The following is a 20,409-nucleotide window of genomic DNA, read 5'->3' on the forward strand; positions in this document are numbered from 1 at the left end:
ACATGGAGAGCCGACGGGCGATGAGCCCTGAATCGGGGGCGCGAGTTACGCGCAGAGAAGTTCGAGTGGGGTGCGCAGCACCACCGGAGAGGTCGAACTCAGGAAATCAACAACAGGCGACGTCAGCGACGTCGAGCATGCCGACAGCAATCAACGCCAACTGGTGGCGGATTACGGGAGCTGTTGCTTCGGACACGCGGTGGACTTTAGCAGAGCACCGGCGCCCGCTCTAATCGGGAGAACTAACGGGTGAGAAGCCACGCGACGATCACGAGGAGAATCAGGGCTATCAGGGCGAGAGTGACCCGTGAGCGGGGCATCAGCTTTCCTCTACTTCTCGAGAATTCCTACGCAACCAGCCGAAGAGCGGCAGAGCGAGAACGGCGGCCAACGCGCGATCCAGACCGATGGCCACCAGGCGGCACAGCGGAACGACGACGATCAGGACCAACGCGACCTGCGGGATGAACGGGAGCCCCGCCATCCACAGCTCGAAGCTGTCCCACCAATCCGCAATCCGATCCACGCCAACACCCTATCCTTCGGACGATACGGTCCCGACAGCGTGTGGATTGGACGTGTGCCGATTCTGGCCGGATGATGGCCGAATGAGTGCTGACGACGAAGTGGTGCAGACGATTCCTCCCGCCTCCACGGGTCACCATCGAAGCAACTTTCCCCCGATCGACGACTATGCGTTTCTTTCCGATTGCGAAACCTCGTGCCTGATTGCCCGTAACGGATCTGTCGAGTGGATGTGCGTTCCCCGCCCGGACTCCCCCAGCGTGTTCGGTGCCATCCTCGACCGCAGCGCAGGCCATTTCCGTATCGGCCCCTACGGCCAGAACGTGCCGGCCGCTCGGCGCTATCTGCCGGGTGGACTCATTCTCGAGACCACCTGGCAGACCGAGACCGGCTGGCTCGTCGTCCGCGACGCCCTGGTTCTCGGTCCCTGGCACAACGTCGACAAGCGATCGAACACGCACAAGCGCACACCGACCGACTGGGATGCCGAACACACCCTTCTCCGTACGGTCAAATGCGTCAGCGGCACCGTCGAACTCGAGATGAGCTGTGAGCCCGCGTTCGACTATCACCGTGGCACGGCGAATTGGGAGTACACCGGAAAGGTCTACGAGGAAGCAACGGCAACGTGTCGCTCCGCCAAGCCCGGAGACCATCCCACTCTGCGCTTGACCACCGACCTACGACTGGGTCTGGAAGGTCGTGAAGCACGAGCGCGGACGCGACTGGTCGAAGGCGACAACGTGTACGTCGCGCTCTCGTGGTCGGATCTTCCCGCGCCGCAGACGTTCGACGAGGCCGCCGACAAGATGTGGCAGACGTCCAAGTCCTGGCGTGAGTGGGTGACGATCGGCAAGTTCCCCGATCACCCGTGGCGCGGATACCTACAGCGCAGTGCGCTCACACTCAAGGGGCTCACCTACGCACCGACCGGAGCCCTACTCGCGGCTTCGACGACCTCGCTACCGGAAACACCAGGCGGAGAACGCAACTGGGACTATCGCTACGCGTGGGTTCGCGATTCCACCTTCGCGCTGTGGGGCCTCTACACGCTCGGGTTGGACCGTGAGGCCAACGACTTCTTCAACTTCATCTACGACGTGTCGAGTTCGGACAACGGTCAGCCGCATCCCTTGCAGGTGATGTACGGCATCGGCGGCGAGCGCACGCTCGAGGAATCCGAACTCAACCATCTGTCCGGCTACGACGGCGCCCGTCCGGTGCGTATCGGCAACGGGGCGTTCGATCAACAGCAGCACGACATCTGGGGCACCATGCTCGACTCGGTGTACCTCCACATCCGTACCCGCGAGCGCGTCCCCGAGGCGTTGTGGCCGCTGCTCAAGAAGCAGGTCGAGGAAGCGATCAAGCATTGGCGCCAGCCCGACCGCGGGATCTGGGAGGTGCGCGGTGAACCGCAGCACTTCACGTCGTCGAAGATCATGTGCTGGGTCGCTCTCGATCGCGGCGCCAAGCTGGCAGAGATGCAGGGCGAGAAGAGCTTTGCACAGCAATGGACAGCCATCGCGGACGAGATCAAGGCCGACATCCTCGCGCACGGTGTCGACTCGCGCGGAGTTCTGACGCAGCGGTACGGCCACGATTCACTCGACGCGTCGCTCTTGTTGGCACCGCTGCTGCGCTTCCTGCCGGCCGACGATCCGCGCATCCGGGCGACGGTGCTGGCGATCGCCGACGAGCTCACCGAAGAGGGGTTGGTCCTGCGCTATCGCGTCGACACCACCGACGACGGATTGAGCGGAGAGGAGGGCACGTTCACCATCTGTTCCTTCTGGTTGGTGTCCGCCCTCGTCGAGATCGGCGAACTGGATCGCGCAAAGCATCTCTGTGAGCGCCTGCTCGGGTTCGCGAGCCCGCTCAAGCTGTACGCGGAGGAGATCGACGCGCACACCGGTCGCCATCTGGGTAACTTCCCGCAGGCGTTCACACACCTGGCGCTGATCAACGCCGTGGTCCATGTGATCCGCGCCGAGGAAGCTGCCGAAGCCGGAGCTTTCCAGCCCGCGCACAACGCGACCTAGACCCCCTGCTGTGCGCCTTTATTAACCGCCCGCGGTTAATAAAGGCGCACAGCAGGTCTAGCCGGCCACCGCTTCGAGCTGCGGCGTGATCGATTCGAGCGAGTACTTCAGCGACAGCGACGACGGAGTGTTCAGGCCGGCAACAGTCGGATAGTCGACGATGGCCAATCCGCCACCCTTGACTGCAGGCAGGTCGGCAAACCCCGGCAGCTTCATCATGTCGTCGAGCGACCCGCCGTTGGGCAGCAGCACCACGACGTCGGCGCTGAGAGCGTCGACCCGTTCCGGGCTGAGTATCAGCCGGCCACCGGTCACACCGGCCTCGTCGACCAGCGTGGGCGGCAACGACATTCCCAGGCGCGTGAACAGTCCCGAAGCACCGTCCTTGGGATCAGCGACGATCACCAACTGCGACGTCGGGAAGACGTACTGCGACAAAAGAGCGGTCTTACCCTTCAGCCCCGGCAACCGCTGTGCGAGCGCATCGATCTGCCCGTTTGTCGCCTCGACGATCTCGTCGGCTCGCGACTCCTTGTCGAGAACCCGGCCGAGAATCTCCACCTGGTCCTGCCACGGATCGACCTGGACGTCGGACAGACCGGCAATGGTCGGAGCGATCTTGCTCAACTGGTCGAAATCGTCCTGATCGGCGACGGAGAACCCGCCGAGAATCAGATCGGGATCCAAGGCTGCAATTTCTTCAGCTTTGAGCGGGACACCGAACTGCTGGATCGCCGAGCGATCGAGTTCCTTCGCCGACGCGTCCACGCCACTCTCCCACGGGAACAGACCACGCTCGTCGCCCATCGGGCCGGCAGCCAGGTACCCCACCGGCTGGATTCCGAGTTCGAGCAGAGCGTCGAGCCACTGGGTGTCGGCCGCGACGATGCGCGTCGGCGTCCCGGTGATCGTGGTGGCGCCGAACTTGTGGTCGATCGTGGTGACCCGACCGCCCGCGATCTCGTCGGCGTCCGAGGACGAACATCCGCTGATACCTACGACCAGCGCTCCCAAGAGAGCCACCGCCGAAAACTTCATCGCACGCACGAAAATACTCCTCCACTAGTTAGCAGAGGCTTACCTTCTCATATGGGACCCGGCTGTGTCCGACCTTGCTTTCAGGCGAAACGAGAGAGCAGACGCTCCGCATCGGCGCCGATGCGTCGAACCACGTCGCCGGCCGGATGGGTTCCGTGTACGAGTCCGACAGCTTCTCCGGCGTAGACGACTCCGCTGTGGGGATCCGACGGGTCGTACGCCTTTGCCAGCATTTCCTTATCGGCGTCGACTCCGTGCCAGGCGGCGGTGAACTCGTTGGCCACCGCGCGGCCACCCCACCGCTGCGGCCACGGTTGACTGCGCGCTCGGTCGAACACCGAGGTGTAAATCGTGTCGGCACTTCCGGCTTCCACGACGCGCTCGCGGGCATAGTCCGGCCCGACCGTCTCCGGGCTGGCGAGCAGCGCCGTTCCGATCATCACGCCTTCCCCGCCGGCCGCCAGGACTGCGGCCAAACCGCGGCCGGTCCCGATTCCGCCGGCCGCCAGTACCGGAAGTGATGTCGTTTCGAGGATCTCCTGCAGCAGCGGCAAGGTTCCGATTCGGCCCGTGTGACCGCCTGCCTCACCGCCTTGCGCGATCACGCCGTCGACACCCGCGGCCTCGACAATGCGAAGGTCTTCGAGCGTATTGATCTGTGACACAACGGGAATGCCCGCATCGTGGATTCGTCCGACATACGAGGCGGGATCACCGAACGACAAGGTGATCATGGTCGGCTCGACGGCAATCGCGGCGTCGAGCATCAACTCGTTCTCGGGCAGCGACCACGTCATCAGGCCGACGCCGAACTTTCCGCCGATCGAGCGGGCCACCTCGGCTTCGGCCTCGATCCACTCCGGTGTGTTGTACCGAGCCGCGCCGAGCAGCCCCAACCCGCCGGCCGCCGAAACAGCTCCGGCGAGCGCGCCGCCCGCGCGACCACCCATGGGCGCCCCGAGAACCGGGATTTCGATTCCGAACTCTCGGGACAACCAGGTGGTGACCATGCGCTCCTACTTCTTGGGCTTCTCGCCGACCGATTCCGACGTCAAGGCCGCCACGAATGCTTCCTGCGGCACCTCGACGCGACCGATGGTCTTCATGCGCTTCTTGCCTTCCTTCTGCTTCTCGAGCAGCTTGCGCTTACGGCTGATGTCGCCGCCGTAGCACTTGGCGAGAACGTCCTTGCGGATTGCGCGAATGTTCTCGCGCGAGATGATCTTCGCGCCGATCGCGGCCTGGATCGGAACCTCGAACTGCTGGCGAGGAATCAGCTCACGAAGCTTCGACGTCATGCGTCCGCCGTAAGCGCCGGCGTTGGAACGGTGCACGATCGAGGAGAACGCGTCGACCGCCTCGCCCTGCAGCAGGATGTCGACCTTCACCAGGTCGGCCTGCTGCTCACCGGCCTCCTCGTAATCGAGGCTGGCATAACCCTTGGTGCGGGACTTGAGGGCGTCGAAGAAGTCGAACATGATCTCGCCCATGGGCAGTTCGTATCGCAGCTCGACACGAGTCTCGGAGAGGTAGTCCATGCCGCCGAGCTCACCGCGACGGGACTGGCACAGCTCCATGATGGCGCCGACGTACTCACTCGGGGCGATGACGGTGCACTTGGCGACAGGCTCGTAGACCTCGCGAACCTTGCCTTCCGGCCAGTACGACGGGTTGGTGACGATGACCTCGGCCCCGTCCTCCATCACGACGCGGTAGACGACGTTGGGCGCGGTGGAAATCAGTTCGAGGCCGAACTCACGCTCGAGGCGGTCGCGGGTGATCTCCATGTGGAGCAGGCCGAGGAAGCCGCAGCGGAAGCCGAATCCGAGGGCAACCGACGTCTCGGGTTCATACGCCAGGGCCGCGTCGTTGAGACGGAGCTTGTCGAGGGCATCGCGCAGCACGGGGTAGTCCGAGCCGTCCATCGGGTAGAGGCCCGAGTAGACCATCGGCTTGGGATCGCGGTAGCCGACCAGCGGTTCGGTCGCGCCGTTGCGGGTGGTGGTGACGGTGTCACCGACGCGCGACTGACGGACGTCCTTCACACCGGTGATGAGGTAGCCCACCTCGCCGACGCCCAGACCGATACTGGCCTTCGGCTCGGGGGAAATGATGCCGACCTCGAGCAGTTCGTGTGTAGTGCCCGTGGACATCATCGTGATCTTCTCGCGGGGACGGATCCGACCGTCGACCACACGCACGTAAGTGACCACGCCGCGGTAGGCGTCGTAGACGGAGTCGAAGATCATCGCGCGGGCGGGACCGTCAGCATCGCCGACAGGCGCAGGTACCTGCTTGATCACCTCGTCGAGCAGTTCCTTGACGCCCATACCGGTCTTACCCGAGACGCGCAGGACATCACCGGGCTCGCAGCCCGTGATGTGCGCGATCTCTTCGGCATAGCGGTCGGGATCCGCGGCCGGGAGGTCGATCTTGTTGAGGACGGGAATGATCTTGAGATCCTTCTCCATCGCCAGGTAGAGGTTCGCCAGCGTCTGAGCTTCGATGCCCTGAGCAGCGTCGACCAGCAGAATTGCGCCCTCGCATGCTTCGAGCGCACGGGAGACCTCGTACGTGAAGTCGACGTGGCCGGGAGTGTCGATGAGGTGGAGGACGAACTCTTCGCCGTCGACGGTCCAGGGCAGACGAACGTTCTGAGCCTTGATGGTGATGCCGCGTTCACGCTCGATGTCCATGCGGTCCAGGTACTGCGCACGCATCGCCCGCTCTTCGACCACACCGGTGAGCTGAAGCATGCGATCTGCCAGCGTCGACTTACCGTGGTCGATGTGCGCGATGATGCAGAAGTTCCGGATCTGCGCAGGATCCGTGAACGTCTTGTCGGCGAAGCTGCTGATGGGAGACCCCTTAGTCGGACCGGCACCGGCCCGGATCCGGGCCACTGTCAACCCTCAGGATATCCAAGTCTCGGCGCCGCCGTACCAGGGGTTCCCACGGGTGGGTGATTATGCTCGAACGCTATGGCAAGCATGTGGAAGCAGATCGGCAGAACCCTCGGCGCCCTCGCGGTGGAGAAGGGCCCTGCGTTGCTGCGCCAGCTGCAGTCGTCCACGTCCCAGTCGTCTGCCTCGAAGCCGGGTCCGTCCGGCCGCCCGATCGCCGCGCGGACGTCTCCGACCGCACATCGCGCCCGCAAGGTCGAGTACTCCCCCGACCTCGACGGCAAGGCCGATCCGGGCGAAATCGTCTGGACCTGGGTTGCCTACGAGGAGGATCCGACCCAAGGCAAAGACCGCCCGGTGCTGGTTGTCGGCCGCGACGGCAACACGCTGCTCGGTTTGATGCTGTCCTCGCAGAGCAAACGCGAAGGCGAGCGTGATTGGCTCGCAATCGGTTCGGGTCCATGGGACGGCGAGGGAAGGCCCAGCTGGGTCCGGCTCGACCGGGTGCTCGACGTTCCCGAGAGCGGGATCCGGCGCGAGGGCGCCGTCATGGATCACAAAAAGTTCGACGCGGTCGCGGCAAAACTTCGGGCCGACTTCAGCTGGAGCTGAAGCCGACCCGGACGATGGAAACAGTGTCGATCAGCTGTCCAGACGGTTGAACCGTCCGAAGAGTGCTCGATAGATGAGTGCACCGAGCGCACCGCCGATGAGCGGGAACACGATGAACAACCACACTTGACCTAATGCACCGTCCTGGAACGGTGCGACAGCGAGGCTTCGAGCGGGGTTGACGGAGGTGTTGTCGATCGGGATCGAGATCAGGTGAATGACGGCCAGCGTGAAGCCGATGGACACCCCGGCGAGCGGCACGTCGGAGATCTGGTCGGTCGACGCGAGAACGACGAATACCAGCAGTGCTGTCAGCAGGATCTCGATGATCATGGCGGCACCGATGCCGTAGCCGTCGGAAACCACATTTCCGAGAAGATTCTTCTCGGCAGACGGACTGTGTGCGCCCCAACCGTTTGCACCCAAACCGTCAGCAGCACGGTTGTACGCCGGGAGACTGTTGGCCACCGTGTAGATCACGACGCCTGCGACCAAGCCGCCGATCACTTGCGCGACAACGTAAATCGCCGCATTGACGGCTGAGATTCGCCCGATCACGAATTGGCCGAGAGTCACGGCTGGGTTGACGTGGCAACCGGAAATCGGGCCGATCGCATATACGAGGAACAGCAGGGTCAGGCCGAATGCGAAGGCAACTCCGAGGTTGCCGACTTTCGCACCTGCAAAGACGGCAGTTCCGACTGCGGAGAACACGAGCACAAATGTTCCCACCGCTTCGGCCGCATACTTCTTCACATCCGAGATCGGTTCGATCTCAGTCAATTCCTGTGCAGTTGGAGACATATTCCCACCTTCTTCTCATCGAACGGTAGTAATGCTCACGCGCCTAGATTTGCCGGACTTTACGCAAGCCTGGTGATCTCCACAACAACTTCGAGATCTGTGGAGCGTCCACCGGAAAAGATTCCCTTCAAAGGCGGCACATCCGAATAGTCCCTTCCTATTCCGACCGAGACATGCTGTTCATTCACAGCTATCGCATTGGTCGGGTCGTATCCCCACCACGCGCCGGTCCACGCTTCGATCCACGCGTGGGATTCCCCGACCACCGTGTCCCCGACTGCCGCATCACGTTTGGGGTGGAGATAGCCGGAAACGTATCGACACGGTATCCCCATCGTTCGAAGCAACACCAAGGTCAGATGCGCATAGTCCTGGCAGACACCTTTCCTGGCCGACCACGCCTCGACCGCCGACGTATGCACTCCGGTCGTACCCGGCACATATGACATTTCACCGTAAACCCATTGCGACGCAGCCACTACTGCATCTTCAGGTGATTTATCTTTGCGCAATTCCTTGGCAATTGTCGCCAGCTTACGATCACGCGGAACATATCTCGTGAAACTCAGTTGTTCGTTGAATCGATCTTTAATCGCGTTTCCCGACAATTCATCCCAGTCGACGGTTTCCTCGGGCTGAACGAACGGTTCCGTCTCCACCACCGACAGTCCGGTCACTTCGAGTTCCGTATGCGGGGCGTGCAAGTCGAAGGCGGTCACCGCGGTGCCCCAGTAATCGGTGTATCGGTAGGAACGCGTTGCCGGCTGGGTTTCGACGCGCGTGAGTATCACCGTCTGCCTGGTGTCGCCGCGAGGTGTCAATCGCGCTTCGTTGTACGACGACGTCACCGGGGCGTCGTACGCATATCCCGTGGTGTGCACGACCCTCATCCGCCAGCTCACAGCTCTCCCTCCACCGTCGACTCCGCATACGCGGCGCCGGCATCCGTCCACGCGACCCACGGCGCAGCGTGGAAGTACTGCAATGCAATTGCCTCACCCAGTTCGCGGCAGGTCTCCTGCCAACCGAGCAACCGTCCCTGCAGATCCTCGAGCAACACGCCCTGCGGCAGGAACTCGAGTTCGCTGCGTGCGCGGCCCAGAAGCCTCGGCGCCTCCGCCCGGATTCCGACGCGACTGCCCGGCTGCGGGTCGAGCTCCTGCAGGCACTTCTCGGCCTGCCTGATCGAGTGGAACACCGAGCGCGGAAAGAGCCTGTCCAACAAGATGAACTCGACGACGCGATTGGCGTCGAGCGCTCCGCGATACGTACGCAGATACGTGTCATGTGCGCCCGCCGAGCGAAGAACACTGACCCATGCCGGCGACGACGGGCGGTCACCGGCGCGCGCCAGAAGCATCCGCACGATCATGTCGACACGTTCGATCGACCTGCCCAGCAGAAGGAACCGATAGCCGTCGTCGCGACTGAGCGTGGAATCCGCCAGGCCCGCGAACATCGCTGCGCGTTCCTCCACATAGCGGAAGAACTCGTGTGGCCCCAGCCTGCGTGAGGCACGTTCACGCTCGGCCAGTCCGTTGTACGTGGTGTTCAGGCACTCCCACATCTCACTCGACGTGACCTCACGCGCCCCGCGAGCATTCTCACGAGCACTTGCCAGCGAGTCCACGATCGAACCAACCTGGTTGCGGCTGAACGCAACCAGATCGGTGAGCGAGCGCACGTCGAGCTTGCCCTCCGGCGCCTCGATGCCGAGGACACGCAGGAGCAGACGCGACGTGCGGTCCGGGTCGACGGTGGCGTCGTCGAGCAATTGATGGACGGCGACGTCGAGGATCCGAGCAGTGTCGTCGGCGCGCTCGACGTAGCGGCCGATCCAGTAGAGGGACTCTGCGTTGCGAGCAAGCATCGGTCACCACGCTCCGTTCACTGATAGTTCTTGGTAGCTGGGCACTTCCGAGGTGTTCACTGTTGCTGCTGCTGTTGTTGCTGCGAGGTGCTCAGTTCGGGACCCTGCACCGGCTCCGCGGATTCCGGGGGCTCGGACACCAACTCCTCGCCGGACAGCTCCGGGTCCTCGTGAGAGGTGCGGCTCGCAAGCACCCACGTGTCCTTGCTTCCGCCGCCCTGGCTGGAGTTGACCACCAGCGAACCTTCCGGAAGTGCCACCCGGGTCAGGCCGCCGGGCAACACCCACACGTCCTCACCGTCGTTGACGGCAAAGGGCCGCAAGTCCACGTGGCGCGGCGAGAGAACATCGTCGATCTTGGTCGGCACCGTGGACAACTGCAGGAGTGGCTGCGCAATCCACCCGCGCGGGTCTGCCTTGATCTTGCGGGTTATCGCGGCCAGTTCCTTGGGGCTCGCGTCGGGTCCGAAGACGATTCCGTAGCCGCCGGACCCTTCCACCGGCTTGATGACCAGTTCGGCGACGCGGTCGAGGACTTGCTCGCACTCCTCGTCCAACCAACAGCGGAACGTGTCGACGTTCTGCAAGAGCGGCTTCTCACCGAGGTAGTAGTCGATGATCTGCGGAACGTAGGTATAGACGAGTTTGTCGTCACCGACTCCGTTGCCGACGGCGCTCGAGATCACCACGTTGCCCGCCCGCGCCGCATTCAGTAGGCCTGCGACGCCGAGAATCGAATCCGGACGGAAGTGCATCGGGTCGAGATACTCGTCGTCGATGCGGCGATAGATGACATCGACCTGGCGCTCGCCTTCCGTAGTGCGCATGTACACCATGTTGTCGCGGCAGAACAGGTCGCGACCTTCGACGAGTTCCACACCCATCTGACGAGCGAGCAACGAATGCTCGAAATAGGCGGAATTGGCGATACCCGGTGTGAGAACAACCACTGTGGGGTCCGCTTCGTTGAGTGCAGCACCCGCACGCAGCGCCCTCAGCAGGTGTGTTGCGTAATCACCGACCGCCCGCACCTTGTGGGACATGAACAGATCCGGGAACACCCGAGTCATGGTGCGACGGTTTTCCATCACATAGGAGACACCGGACGGAGATCGCAGATTGTCCTCGAGGACTCGGAACTCTCCCGCCTCGTCTCGGACCAGGTCGATACCCGCGACGTGAATTCGCACACCGTTGGGCGGGACGATGCCTGCCGCTTCACGGTGGAAGTGCTCGCACGAGGTGACCAGGCGGCGCGGCAACACGTGATCGCGCAGGATTCGCTGCTCTCCGTAAATGTCCGCGAGGAACAACTCGAGCGCCTTCACCCGCTGTTTGATGCCCTTTTCCAGCCGCGACCACTCCTGGGCGGCGATGACGCGTGGCACCAGATCCAACGGGAAGGGTCGTTCCTGCCCGGACAGCGAAAACGTCACACCTTGGTCGATGAATGCGCGTCCAAGTGCGTCGGCACGCGCGGCGAGGTCGGCGCTGCTCGTCGGCGCCAGGGCTTTGTACACACCCTTGTACGGACCACGCACCGAGCCGTCGGGCTCGAACATCTCGTCGAAAGCCAACTCGTAGCGACCGATGTCTGAATATCCGTCGAACACTGCGGCAGGACGCGCTCGGGTGGTGGTCGAACCTGTTTTACTCGAACTTTTCGAAGGCGACGGCGTCATAGGGCAACATGCTGCTACAAGTGGGGCTATTCGGCAGCGCGGCGAGCAATCGGGCGCTCGGTGTACCCTTCTGGACAGACGCAACGTGCGACGGTTTGGGTTCTTGGGCCCTCGGCTGGTAATCTTGCCAGTCGGTGCATCAGTGCGCCCACAGCTTTCTCGACCGTAACCAGCTAAAGACGACAAGGATTTTACGCGTGGCCAACATCAAGTCCCAGGTGAAGCGAATCCGTACCAACGAGGCGGCCCGACTCCGTAACCAGTCGGTGAAGTCCTCGCTGCGTACCGCGATCCGTTCATTCCGCGAGGCTGCGGCAGCCGGTGACAAGGACAAGGCCAACGAGCTCCTCGTCTCCACCAGCCGCAAGCTCGACAAGGCAGCCAGCAAGGGCGTCATTCACGCCAACCAGGCTGCCAACAAGAAGTCTGCACTCTCGCAGGCTGCCAACAAGCTCTGACGTTTCCACTGTGACGGTTCGCCGTCACACTGGTTCGTCTCGATAGCCGCCAGGTCGAAAGACCAGGCGGCTATTTTGCGTATTCAATCGGGTCAGTGCGAAGACCCGCCATCCATGTCTTGCAGCGAATATGTGGAGCGGGCTGCAACCATCTGATGATGGCGATCAACGGGCACGGGAAGCGCCCTCGCAGCTGGTTGTTCACGACTGTCTTCTGGGCGGTCGTCGCTTTCGGCGTAGTGGCCGCCCTGGGAATCCCTCGTTGGTGGGAATCATTGACGGTTGCAGTCGTCGGAGGTGCCGCAAGCTACGGATGGTGTAGGCGCAGGCAACGTAGCGAATTCCGGATCTTCTTCGGCGTGATGTGTTCACTCGTTGCGATTCTGGCGTTTCTCGCCGTTGGACGAGCGGTACTCACCACCGTGAAGGTGCCGGTGGACAGCATCGGCCAAGAAACCATTGCCTGCGGCAGTGTGGTGAATCCGGTGTCGCACGACTCACTACGGGTGACCGACATCAGAACAGGTGAACCAACGACACGGCCTCAGGCCATTCCGCATACTCAGTTGGAGCAAGCCTGCGTGAAACGCCTCGACTACCGGGCGGGCGAGGCCACGGCCGCCACTGTCGTCGGACTACTTCTGGCCGGACGCGCAGTAGGCCACGTTGTACTCAGTTCTTCCGCAACGCGCACACTTTCCGCACTGCCATCTCCAGGGCGAAGGACGAGTCGACTGCGGCACCCTTCACGTCGGCGTTGAGGGCAGCGACGATCTGCATCGCAGCGCCGATCGACGTGGGATCCCAGCCGCCGACCTCCTTGATCGCCTTCTTGACCTTCCACGGCGGCATTCCGAGATCCGACGCCAACCGGAACGGGTCACCGCCCCGTGCAAACGGGCCGACCTTCGCGATGGTGTGGACTGCGTCGGCGAGGGCATCCGCGAGCAGAACATGGGCTGTTCCGATCTGATCTGCCCATCGGAGCGCCTCGAGCGCACCCCGGGTATCGCCGACGATGACTTTGTCGGCCACGTCGAATCCGGAAACCTCGGCCTTGCCCGAGTAATACTTGTGGACTGCATCCACGTCGATCTTGCCGCCCGTATCTGCCGCCAATTGCGAGCAGGCCGACGCGAGTTCGCGGAGGTTGGAGCCGACGCTTTCGATCATCGCGGCGATCGCATCTGGCGCAACCCTGACGTCTGCGGTCCGAAACTCACCCCGGACGAAGTCGACAAGCTGACTCTTGTTCAGTTTTCCGCAGTTGTGAACCGTCGCCCCGAGCTTCTCGAGGGCCGGCGCCAACGCTTTCGCGCGACCGCCGCCCGAGTGCACGACGATCAGAACCACACCTTCTGCCGGCTCGCGTGCAGCCTCCAGGACAAGCGCTACGGCATCTTTGCCTGCTTCTGCAGCCGATTCCAAGACGATCACACGGTCTTCGGCAAAAAGAGAAGGGCTGAGCAACTCGGCCAACTCGGGAGCATTGGTGTCGCCCGCGCGCATCTTGGTCACCGGGAGATCCGAAATACCCTGGCCGCGGTCACCGCGGACAGCTCTGATGAGCTGCGATACCGTGCGGTCGATCAGGAACTCGTCGTCCCCGAGAACAAGATGCAGCGGATCGACTCCAGACGGATTACTCACCCGAAGATGGTCCCACGAGGAACCGACACGATCGACACAGACCCGCCGCCCCCGCCGTACACAGCGACGGTGCCGTCGACGTCGGTCCGAACCACCGCCCCGCCCAATGAATCCAGTTCATCGAGAACCTCCGCATTCGGGTGCCCGAAACTGTTGCCGACGCCGACGCTGATCATCGTCAACCTCGGACGCACCGCTTCCAGAAATGCCGACGACGTGGTCCGAGAACCGTGATGGGGCAGCTTCAACACATCGGCCTTCACGTCCGCTCCCGATCGGAGGATCGCCTCCTCCCCCGCAACTTCGGCGTCGCCCGTCAACAGAATTCGACCCGCGCCCGTGTGCGCCATCACCACCAGCGACTGATCGTTCGCGGCGTCCGCGCCGTCCCCCGCATCGCGGGGAGCCGGAACCAACGGACCGAGAACCTCCACGTTCACCGATCCCAACGTCAACTCCATACCTGCGCGCAACGAGACAACCGGAACGGCCTGCGAGTCTGCGGTATCCTTCACCGCCCGAAAACCTGACTCCGGCAACAACATCGACCCGACTCCGATCGCAGCGACCGAACGCCCACTCAGGACTGCTTCCAATCCACCGATGTGATCGGCATGAAAATGACTGATCATCAGCAACGCGATGTCGTTGACGTCCAACATGTTCAGGCAACGATCCATCGACGTGGGATCAGGACCGACATCGATCACGATCACCCTGCCGTCTCCAGTCGAGAGCACAAGACCGTCCCCCTGACCGACGTCGCACATCACCAGCGCCCACCCCGGAGCAAAACGGCCACCCCCGAACACGTGTTGAAAGATCAGGGCCAGAACAACTCCCAGAACAAGAACGCCGAGCACCCATCTCGAAATCCGATTCCACAGCGTCAGGGCCGCGGCCAGTAGGACTCCCACGACGACGAGGGCACCGATGAGTCCTGACGGCACTACCACTGACGCTCCGGGAAGCGCCGCCGCCCGCTCGGACACGCACAGCAGCCACCCCATCGGCGGCCGCACCAATGGCGCGACGAACACCGCGATCGGTGGACAGATCAGCGCACACAAGGCAATCACCGCACCGAACACCGTGATGATTCCGATCACGGGCGCCACCGCCATGTTCGCGGCAATCGTGACTACGCTGAAGGTTCCCGCCATGGCGCCCACCAACGGTGCAGTCACGACAAACGCAGCACCCGAGACAGCTGTCATCTCCGAAAACCAACGGGGCCAGCCTCTTCGGCGAAGCACGTCCACCCACACCGGCGCAATGATCACCAGCGCGCCCGTGGCAGTAGTCGACAGCGCAAACCCCCAGTCGACGGCCAGCTCGGGCATCACGACTACCAGAACGATGACGGCGGCGGCAAGAGCAGGCAGCGCCTGTTTGCGCCGACCAGTGACCAGACTGAGCAGGCCTACCAAGCCCATCACCGAGGCGCGCAGAACACTCGGCGACGGCCTCGCGACGACAACAAAGGCAACGAGGGCTACCACCGCCAAAGCGGCGCCGACCCGTGGACTGAGCGCCGCGGCTCTGACCAACAGCAGAACGGCCCCGAGCAGAATGCTGATGTTGGCGCCGGACACCGCGGTGAGATGGGAAAGTCCGGCAACGGTGAAGTTGTCCTTCACCACCGGCAACAGCGCCGACGTGTCTCCGACGACGAGGCCAGGCAGCAGACCCGCCTGATCCGGCGGGAGTGCAGCCGAGCACGCAGCGGCGAAACGAATGCGCACCACACTTGCCCATCGCTGATACCAGGGCACTTCTCCCACCGCGACGGGAGGCCCTTCGGACGTGATCACGGCGAGCGTGGAATCGCTACGCCATGGCTGACTCGCCCGGCCACGAACCGTGAGGCTCTGCCCTGGAACAACTTCGAGCCACGACGAACTGGGCGCCCGGATGGTGACCAAGCCGCCTCCGGAGTACCTGCGGTTCTGGGCAGTCACCGAATTGACGGTTGCCCTGAAGACGACCTGACCTTGACCCACCGCGCCGGAGACCGCGTGCGGATCCTCCGAGGGTTCCACTTCGACACTCACCCAAGCTCCCTCGAGAGAAGCTCGGGTCAGTGGGTGCCTCTCCGCCTCGGACGCCCGCCACCCGCCGACGGCACTACACCCGGCACCGAACAGCAATGCAACCAACATGATTCGTACCCACCCCGCTGATGTCCGGCGCACAACCACGTAAGTGAGGAGTGCCGCTGGAACCGCACACGCCACCGCCAGTACCCACGCGGCGACCGGGCCGAACAGGATCCCCACCGCACTGCTCCCCCACACCGCGACCGCCGAAAGAAGCAGTCGAGCGTCGAGGACCGGCGAGGCTTCCGGTTCGTTCACACCGACACCAGCACTCGCAATTTGGCCAACCTTGCCGGGCCGATCCCGTCGACTTCCCCCAATTGTTCTATGTCCGTGAATTTTCCGTTGGAGGTGCGCCAGGAGATGATCTCCGCAGCCGTTACCGGCCCTACCCCGGGAAGCTCGTCCAGTTCGGCCTCGGTGGCGGTATTGAGGTTCACCAGCCCAGCCCCGCCGGATTCCCCCGTAGCTGCGGGGCTGGTCCCTCCTGCAGTGGTACTCGAAGAAACACCACCGGACTGATCGGCCGCACCAACCACGATCTGATCGCCGTCGACAAGTTTCTGAGCCAGATTCAGGCCCACCGTCTCCGCTCCGTCGAGCACGCCACCTGCCGCAGCAAGCGCGTCGGCGATGCGCGAGCCCGAATGAAGATTGACAAGCCCAGGCGTGCGCACGAGCCCGACGACACTGACCACCACAGCCTCGGGCGGCTGCTCTGCCACGACGCCGGTCGGTACAGGACTGGCTGATTCACCATCGCCGGCAGTCACATCCTTCTCCGTGACATTCTGGGGCGAAGGCAACGGTGGGACCGCCTGCATGCTCGGAGAATCCCACCACACGGCGAACAAGCCGATTCCCGTGGCCAGAACTGCAACGATCGCCAACACCCAGGTCGCCGACCGACTCGGGCGCCAACGTGTACCGCGCCAGTGTTCGGGCAATCGGTCGAACCGTGACGAGTCGGGCTGAGCGTCGTAGTCGTCCTCGTCGAAGTCCCGAAGCCACTCGGGGGACCTCTCGAAAGACCCTGAATCCTCGAATTCGTCGACGTCCTCGTGTCGCCGCCGGTAGTTGCCGTCCATCGCCGCGAGGCGATCACGCGCCCGCTCGCGCTCCTCGCTGATCCTCATGACTGGACGCTAACGAGAGACCTCGCCGCCAACGACGAACAATTTGTATCTGTGGAGAACTCGCGGATTGTGGAGAAACGATCAGGCGCTCGTGTCGATCTCCGGCAACGGGCACACCACAACACCGATCGCGCCGACACCGACGTGCGCTCCGATGACCGCGCTGAAGTCAGTGACCACGGATTCCGCTACATCGGGGATGCGCTCGGCCAACTGTTCCGCGATCCCGTCCGCACGCTCTCGCGCTCGCATGTGATGCACGGCTATCGCCACACGACCGAGACCAGCGCGCTCGACGGCCGAATCCACCAAGCGTGCAAGCGCTTTGGTGGTGGTACGTGTTTTCTCGCCGAGCACCAGCTTGCCGTCCACCAGATGCAGGATCGGCTTCATCGCCAATGCAGTGCCCAGCAACGCTGCTGCGGTTCCGATTCGTCCGCCCCGGCGCAATTGATCAAGTTTGTCGACGACGATGTAGCAGCGCCCACGACTTGCAACGTCGACCGCCCGGCCATATGCCTCTTCGAGTGAAGCGCCCTTCTCGGCCAAGCGCGCAGCTTCGAGAGCGGGATATCCCAAACCCATTCCGGCGGACTGTGAATCGACGATCCGAACAGCGCCACCGAACTCCTGGGCCGCGACTCGTCCGGCTTCCCACGTTCCCGACAGTTGCCGTGAAATGTGCACGGCGAGAACGCCGTCACCGTCGCTCATGTCCAGGGCGCGTGCATACGCTTCGGACAACTCGGCGGGCGACGCTCCGGCCGTTGTCACTCCCGACAGGTCGCTCGGCATTGCGTCGACACCCTCACGCAAGTCGCAGCCGTCACGGAGCACGTGGAGCGGAACAACCTGAATGCCACATGCGTCGGCCGACTCCTGCGGGATGCAGGCGGAGGAATCCGTGACGACGACGACCGGCATTCTGCTACCCGACTTCGCTCGGCGGTGATACCAGTTGCGGCGAAACCACTTTCTGCGCCTCGACCCCGCGAATCGCAGCGATCATCGCGCGGGCTACACCGACATGACCGTCCCAACCCCAGTGAATACCGTCGGGGTTGCCGTTCTCGGAAAAGACGTTGTCACGCACTGCATCCGCGAGATCGACTACGGGAACGTCTTTCTCCGTAGCCCACTCGGTGATCGCGGACACCGCGGCAGGTCGTCCGGCGTGCACGCTCGCGTAGGCATCGCTGCGGTGCACCGACGGCAGGGTCGCGATCATCGGCAGTTCCGGCCGCATGTACTCCAACGCATTTCGCGAGCTTTCCAAATACTCGACGCTCAGCTTGGGCGGAAGTGCGACCGGGCGGCCCAGAGGTGCAAGCCGCGGCTGCAGCCACTGATAACCCTCGCGCACCACGCGTCGAAGCGCGGGTGGCCGAACGTAGCGAATGGTCTCGCGGAGCGCGGTAGGCAATGGGGACGGTAGCGAGTCCATACCGCCGACCGCGAACACGACGGCGCCTGCCCGCGGCACCGCCGCCCACACACGAGGATCCTGAGTCAGTGCCCACCACGCATCGCGGCACGTCCAGCCGATACGGGCGACCAACTCGACGTCCCAGCCGAGTTCGTCGGCCACGATGTTGGGCCAGATCCGTGGATGATCTGCCGCGAGGCCGCCTTTGGGGCCGAAATACGACAGCGAATCCGCGAGCACGAGGAGGACGGGGCGCTGCCCGTCGGCACTTTCAGAGGACGTCATTTGCGACACTCGCAGAAGCATTCCATACGTCGAGTCGCCACTCGATCGACTTGACGTCACCATGTCCACTGAGTTGCACCCAACTGGTGTTTCCCAATCCGCCGAGGACGGCCCAGCGATCGACGGGTAAGTCGAGCAATGCCGCTGTCAGTGCCGCGATCAAGCCTCCGTGCGCCACCAGAACTACGGGCCGCTCGGCCCAGTCCGGGTGCGTGTCGAGCAATTCGTGAACTACGGGGAGGCTGCGATTCGCGACGTCGATTCGGCTTTCGCCGCCGGGCGGCGCCAACGTGGCATCCGCTCGCCAGGCAGATCGCACACCGGGAGTGCGCTCGTCGACGTCATGATGAGTCAGGCCCTGCCATTCCCCCAGGTGTGTCTCACGCAGACGCATGTCGGTGAGGACCGGAAGTCCGGCGGCATCACCGACAGCGACGGCCGTGAAATACGCGCGCCGCAGATCCGAGGACACGATCGTCAACGGCCTGCGATCGGCGATCACCGGACCTGCACTCTTGGCCTGCGTGCGTCCCAACTCCGACAGGTCGGTGTCGAGTTGCCCCTGCATCCGAGAGTCGGCGTTGTATTCGGTCTGTCCGTGACGCAGCAGGATGAGCCGGCGGACAGGGTTCGACGCCGCACTGGGCGCCGACGAAGTCACAGCGAGGGATCCTGCGCGTCCGGCTCGGAAACCGTGTCGGTCTCGAACACCGTGTTGGCGTCGGCGGGGCCGGGACGGTTCTGTCCGAGGCCTTCGACCTCGACCGTCGGGCAGTCCTTCCACAGACGATCGAGAGCGTAGAAGTTGCGCTCCTCGTCATGCTGGACGTGGACGACGATGTCGGCGTAGTCGAGCAGTGCCCAGCGGCCCTCGCGGGTGCCTTCACGGCGGACCGGCTTGTGTCCCGCTTCGCGGAGACGGTCTTCGATGTTCTCGACAATCGAGTTGACCTGACGCTCGTTCGTCGCAGATGCGATCACGAAGCAGTCCGTGATGACCAGCTGTTCGGACACATCGAGCACCACCACTTCGGTGGCCAGCTTCTCGTCGGCTGCCAAGGCCGCGATGCGTGCCATGTCGATGGCTTCGGTGTTTGCGCTCACTCGATGTTCTCCAGTTTCGTCTTCAGAAAGTACTTGTTGTGCTCGGCTAGCTCGATTCGGCGCCCGGGACGGCTTCCGACTTCCCCGGTGCGGGCTCCGACATCGTTGTAGCTCCGTCGCGGCGCTCCGCGTCGACAGGTCGATACAGGTTCCGCTTCGAGATGTACTGCACCACTCCGTCCGGCACCAGGTACCAGACGGGGCGGTCTTCACTTGCCCGACGCCGACATTCGGTCGACGAAATGGCAAGTGCCGGAATCTCTATCAACGTGACCGCGTCGGCGGGCATGGTGTCGAGGTGACCGGCCAGGTGCTCTGCATTGAGATCGAAACCCGGTCGCGATACCCCGACGAACTTCGCCAATGCGAACAACTCTTCCCAATCTTGCCAGGAAAGGATGCTGGCCAGCGCATCGGCACCGGTGATGAAGAAGAGTTCGGCGTCAGGGTGGTAGGCCCGGAGGTCTCGCAGCGTGTCCACGGTGTACGTCACTTTTTCACGGTCGACGTCGACCCGAGAGACGGAAAACCGCGGGTTGGAGGCGGTGGCGATGACCGTCATGAGGTACCGGTCCTCGGCAGGACTGACGCCCTTCCCCTGCTTCTGCCAGGGCCGCCCGGTGGGGACGAAGATCACTTCGTCGAGTCCGAACCGGTCGGCGACCTCACTGGCCGCAACGAGGTGGCCATGGTGAATGGGGTCGAAGGTGCCACCCATCACTCCTAGGCGTCGAGCACGTTCCACCGATAGTCCCTTCTGCACGAGTGTCGAGCT

20 protein-coding genes are annotated in these 20,409 nt (G+C 63.4%); 3 read left to right on the top strand and 17 right to left on the bottom strand.

Annotated elements, in window-relative coordinates:
* Window positions 1-106: 106 nt before the first annotated feature.
* Window positions 107-196, bottom strand: coding sequence for an Ms4533A family Cys-rich leader peptide (locus tag A0W34_RS33750; protein ID WP_309599318.1), 90 nt, complete (start codon window positions 194-196; stop codon window positions 107-109).
* A 123-nt stretch (window positions 197-319) separates the two neighbouring features.
* Window positions 320-526 carry a hypothetical protein gene (locus tag A0W34_RS17985; RefSeq protein ID WP_003944489.1) on the bottom strand — a complete coding sequence of 69 codons (207 nt, stop codon included), beginning with the start codon at window positions 524-526 and terminating at the stop codon, window positions 320-322.
* An 82-nt stretch (window positions 527-608) separates the two neighbouring features.
* On the opposite strand from A0W34_RS17985, the gene A0W34_RS17990 reads away from it, so the two are divergent.
* Entirely contained in the window at window positions 609-2,567 is a 1,959-nt protein-coding gene (locus A0W34_RS17990; RefSeq protein ID WP_003944557.1) for a glycoside hydrolase family 15 protein, read from the top strand.
* A gap of 57 nt (window positions 2,568-2,624) precedes the next feature.
* On the opposite strand, the gene A0W34_RS17995 is transcribed toward A0W34_RS17990, so the two are convergent.
* The 3 genes from A0W34_RS17995 to lepA form a co-directional block, all read right to left on the bottom strand.
* Window positions 2,625-3,605: an ABC transporter substrate-binding protein gene (locus A0W34_RS17995; RefSeq protein WP_232330060.1), complete on the bottom strand. Its 981-nt coding sequence runs from the start codon at window positions 3,603-3,605 to the stop codon at window positions 2,625-2,627.
* Window positions 3,606-3,685: 80 nt separating this feature from the next.
* Complete coding sequence (locus tag A0W34_RS18000; RefSeq protein WP_081558038.1) at window positions 3,686-4,615, bottom strand: NAD(P)H-dependent flavin oxidoreductase; 930 nt, start codon at window positions 4,613-4,615, stop codon at window positions 3,686-3,688.
* Between the two features lie 6 nt (window positions 4,616-4,621).
* Window positions 4,622-6,514: a translation elongation factor 4 gene (lepA, locus tag A0W34_RS18005; RefSeq protein WP_003944564.1), complete on the bottom strand. Its 1,893-nt coding sequence runs from the start codon at window positions 6,512-6,514 to the stop codon at window positions 4,622-4,624.
* Window positions 6,515-6,586: 72 nt separating this feature from the next.
* On the opposite strand from lepA, the gene A0W34_RS18010 reads away from it, so the two are divergent.
* Window positions 6,587-7,120 (top strand): type II toxin-antitoxin system PemK/MazF family toxin, encoded by a 534-nt coding sequence (locus A0W34_RS18010; protein WP_020969977.1) that lies wholly within the window; start codon window positions 6,587-6,589, stop codon window positions 7,118-7,120.
* 30 nt (window positions 7,121-7,150) lie between these two features.
* Here the strand turns inward: A0W34_RS18010 and A0W34_RS18015 are convergent, their stop codons facing one another.
* Genes A0W34_RS18015 through A0W34_RS18030 form a run of 4 tightly spaced genes read right to left on the bottom strand, consistent with a single transcriptional unit; the run spans window position 7,151 to window position 11,476 of the window.
* Window positions 7,151-7,924, bottom strand: a complete 774-nt coding sequence (locus tag A0W34_RS18015; protein WP_058039402.1) for an aquaporin — start codon at window positions 7,922-7,924, stop codon at window positions 7,151-7,153.
* A gap of 59 nt (window positions 7,925-7,983) precedes the next feature.
* A complete protein-coding gene (locus A0W34_RS18020) occupies window positions 7,984-8,814 on the bottom strand; it encodes a transglutaminase family protein (RefSeq protein WP_007731033.1) in 831 nt (276 codons plus the stop codon).
* 8 nt (window positions 8,815-8,822) lie between these two features.
* On the bottom strand, window positions 8,823-9,794 hold the full coding sequence (locus tag A0W34_RS18025) for an alpha-E domain-containing protein (protein ID WP_003944483.1): 972 nt from the start codon (window positions 9,792-9,794) through the stop codon (window positions 8,823-8,825).
* 56 nt (window positions 9,795-9,850) lie between these two features.
* Window positions 9,851-11,476, bottom strand: a complete 1,626-nt coding sequence (locus A0W34_RS18030; RefSeq protein WP_081558039.1) for a circularly permuted type 2 ATP-grasp protein — start codon at window positions 11,474-11,476, stop codon at window positions 9,851-9,853.
* 197 nt (window positions 11,477-11,673) lie between these two features.
* Between A0W34_RS18030 and rpsT the strand changes: the two genes are divergently transcribed.
* A complete protein-coding gene (gene rpsT / locus A0W34_RS18035; RefSeq protein ID WP_003944567.1) occupies window positions 11,674-11,934 on the top strand; it encodes a 30S ribosomal protein S20 in 261 nt (86 codons plus the stop codon).
* A 672-nt stretch (window positions 11,935-12,606) separates the two neighbouring features.
* Here the strand turns inward: rpsT and holA are convergent.
* The 8 genes from holA to nadD form a co-directional block, all read right to left on the bottom strand.
* The gene (holA, locus tag A0W34_RS18045; RefSeq protein WP_003944476.1) at window positions 12,607-13,584 is read right to left on the bottom strand and encodes a DNA polymerase III subunit delta; all 978 of its coding nucleotides are present in this window, start codon (window positions 13,582-13,584) and stop codon (window positions 12,607-12,609) included.
* Complete coding sequence (locus A0W34_RS18050; RefSeq protein WP_081558040.1) at window positions 13,581-15,941, bottom strand: ComEC/Rec2 family competence protein; 2,361 nt, start codon at window positions 15,939-15,941, stop codon at window positions 13,581-13,583. Before A0W34_RS18050 ends, holA begins: the two co-directional genes overlap by 4 nt.
* Entirely contained in the window at window positions 15,938-16,819 is an 882-nt protein-coding gene (locus A0W34_RS18055) for a helix-hairpin-helix domain-containing protein (protein WP_081558041.1), read from the bottom strand. Before A0W34_RS18055 ends, A0W34_RS18050 begins: the two co-directional genes overlap by 4 nt.
* Before the next feature lie 81 nt (window positions 16,820-16,900).
* A complete protein-coding gene (locus A0W34_RS18060) occupies window positions 16,901-17,743 on the bottom strand; it encodes a DegV family protein (RefSeq protein ID WP_003944515.1) in 843 nt (280 codons plus the stop codon).
* A 4-nt stretch (window positions 17,744-17,747) separates the two neighbouring features.
* Window positions 17,748-18,530 (bottom strand): diglucosylglycerate octanoyltransferase, encoded by a 783-nt coding sequence (octT, locus tag A0W34_RS18065; protein ID WP_081558042.1) that lies wholly within the window; start codon window positions 18,528-18,530, stop codon window positions 17,748-17,750.
* Window positions 18,517-19,191, bottom strand: a complete 675-nt coding sequence (locus A0W34_RS18070; protein WP_081558043.1) for a histidine phosphatase family protein — start codon at window positions 19,189-19,191, stop codon at window positions 18,517-18,519. The genes octT and A0W34_RS18070 overlap by 14 nt, the downstream gene beginning before the upstream one ends.
* Window positions 19,188-19,634 (bottom strand): ribosome silencing factor, encoded by a 447-nt coding sequence (rsfS, locus tag A0W34_RS18075; protein WP_003944502.1) that lies wholly within the window; start codon window positions 19,632-19,634, stop codon window positions 19,188-19,190. The genes A0W34_RS18070 and rsfS overlap by 4 nt, the downstream gene beginning before the upstream one ends.
* Window positions 19,635-19,680: 46 nt before the next feature.
* Window positions 19,681-20,397 (bottom strand): nicotinate-nucleotide adenylyltransferase, encoded by a 717-nt coding sequence (nadD, locus tag A0W34_RS18080; protein WP_003944462.1) that lies wholly within the window; start codon window positions 20,395-20,397, stop codon window positions 19,681-19,683.
* Between the last annotated feature and the right edge of the window lie 12 nt (window positions 20,398-20,409).

It is taken from the genome of Rhodococcus sp. BH4 (genome assembly GCF_002079265.1).
In the GTDB taxonomy this organism is placed as follows: Bacteria; Actinomycetota; Actinomycetes; order Mycobacteriales; family Mycobacteriaceae; genus Rhodococcus_F; species Rhodococcus_F qingshengii.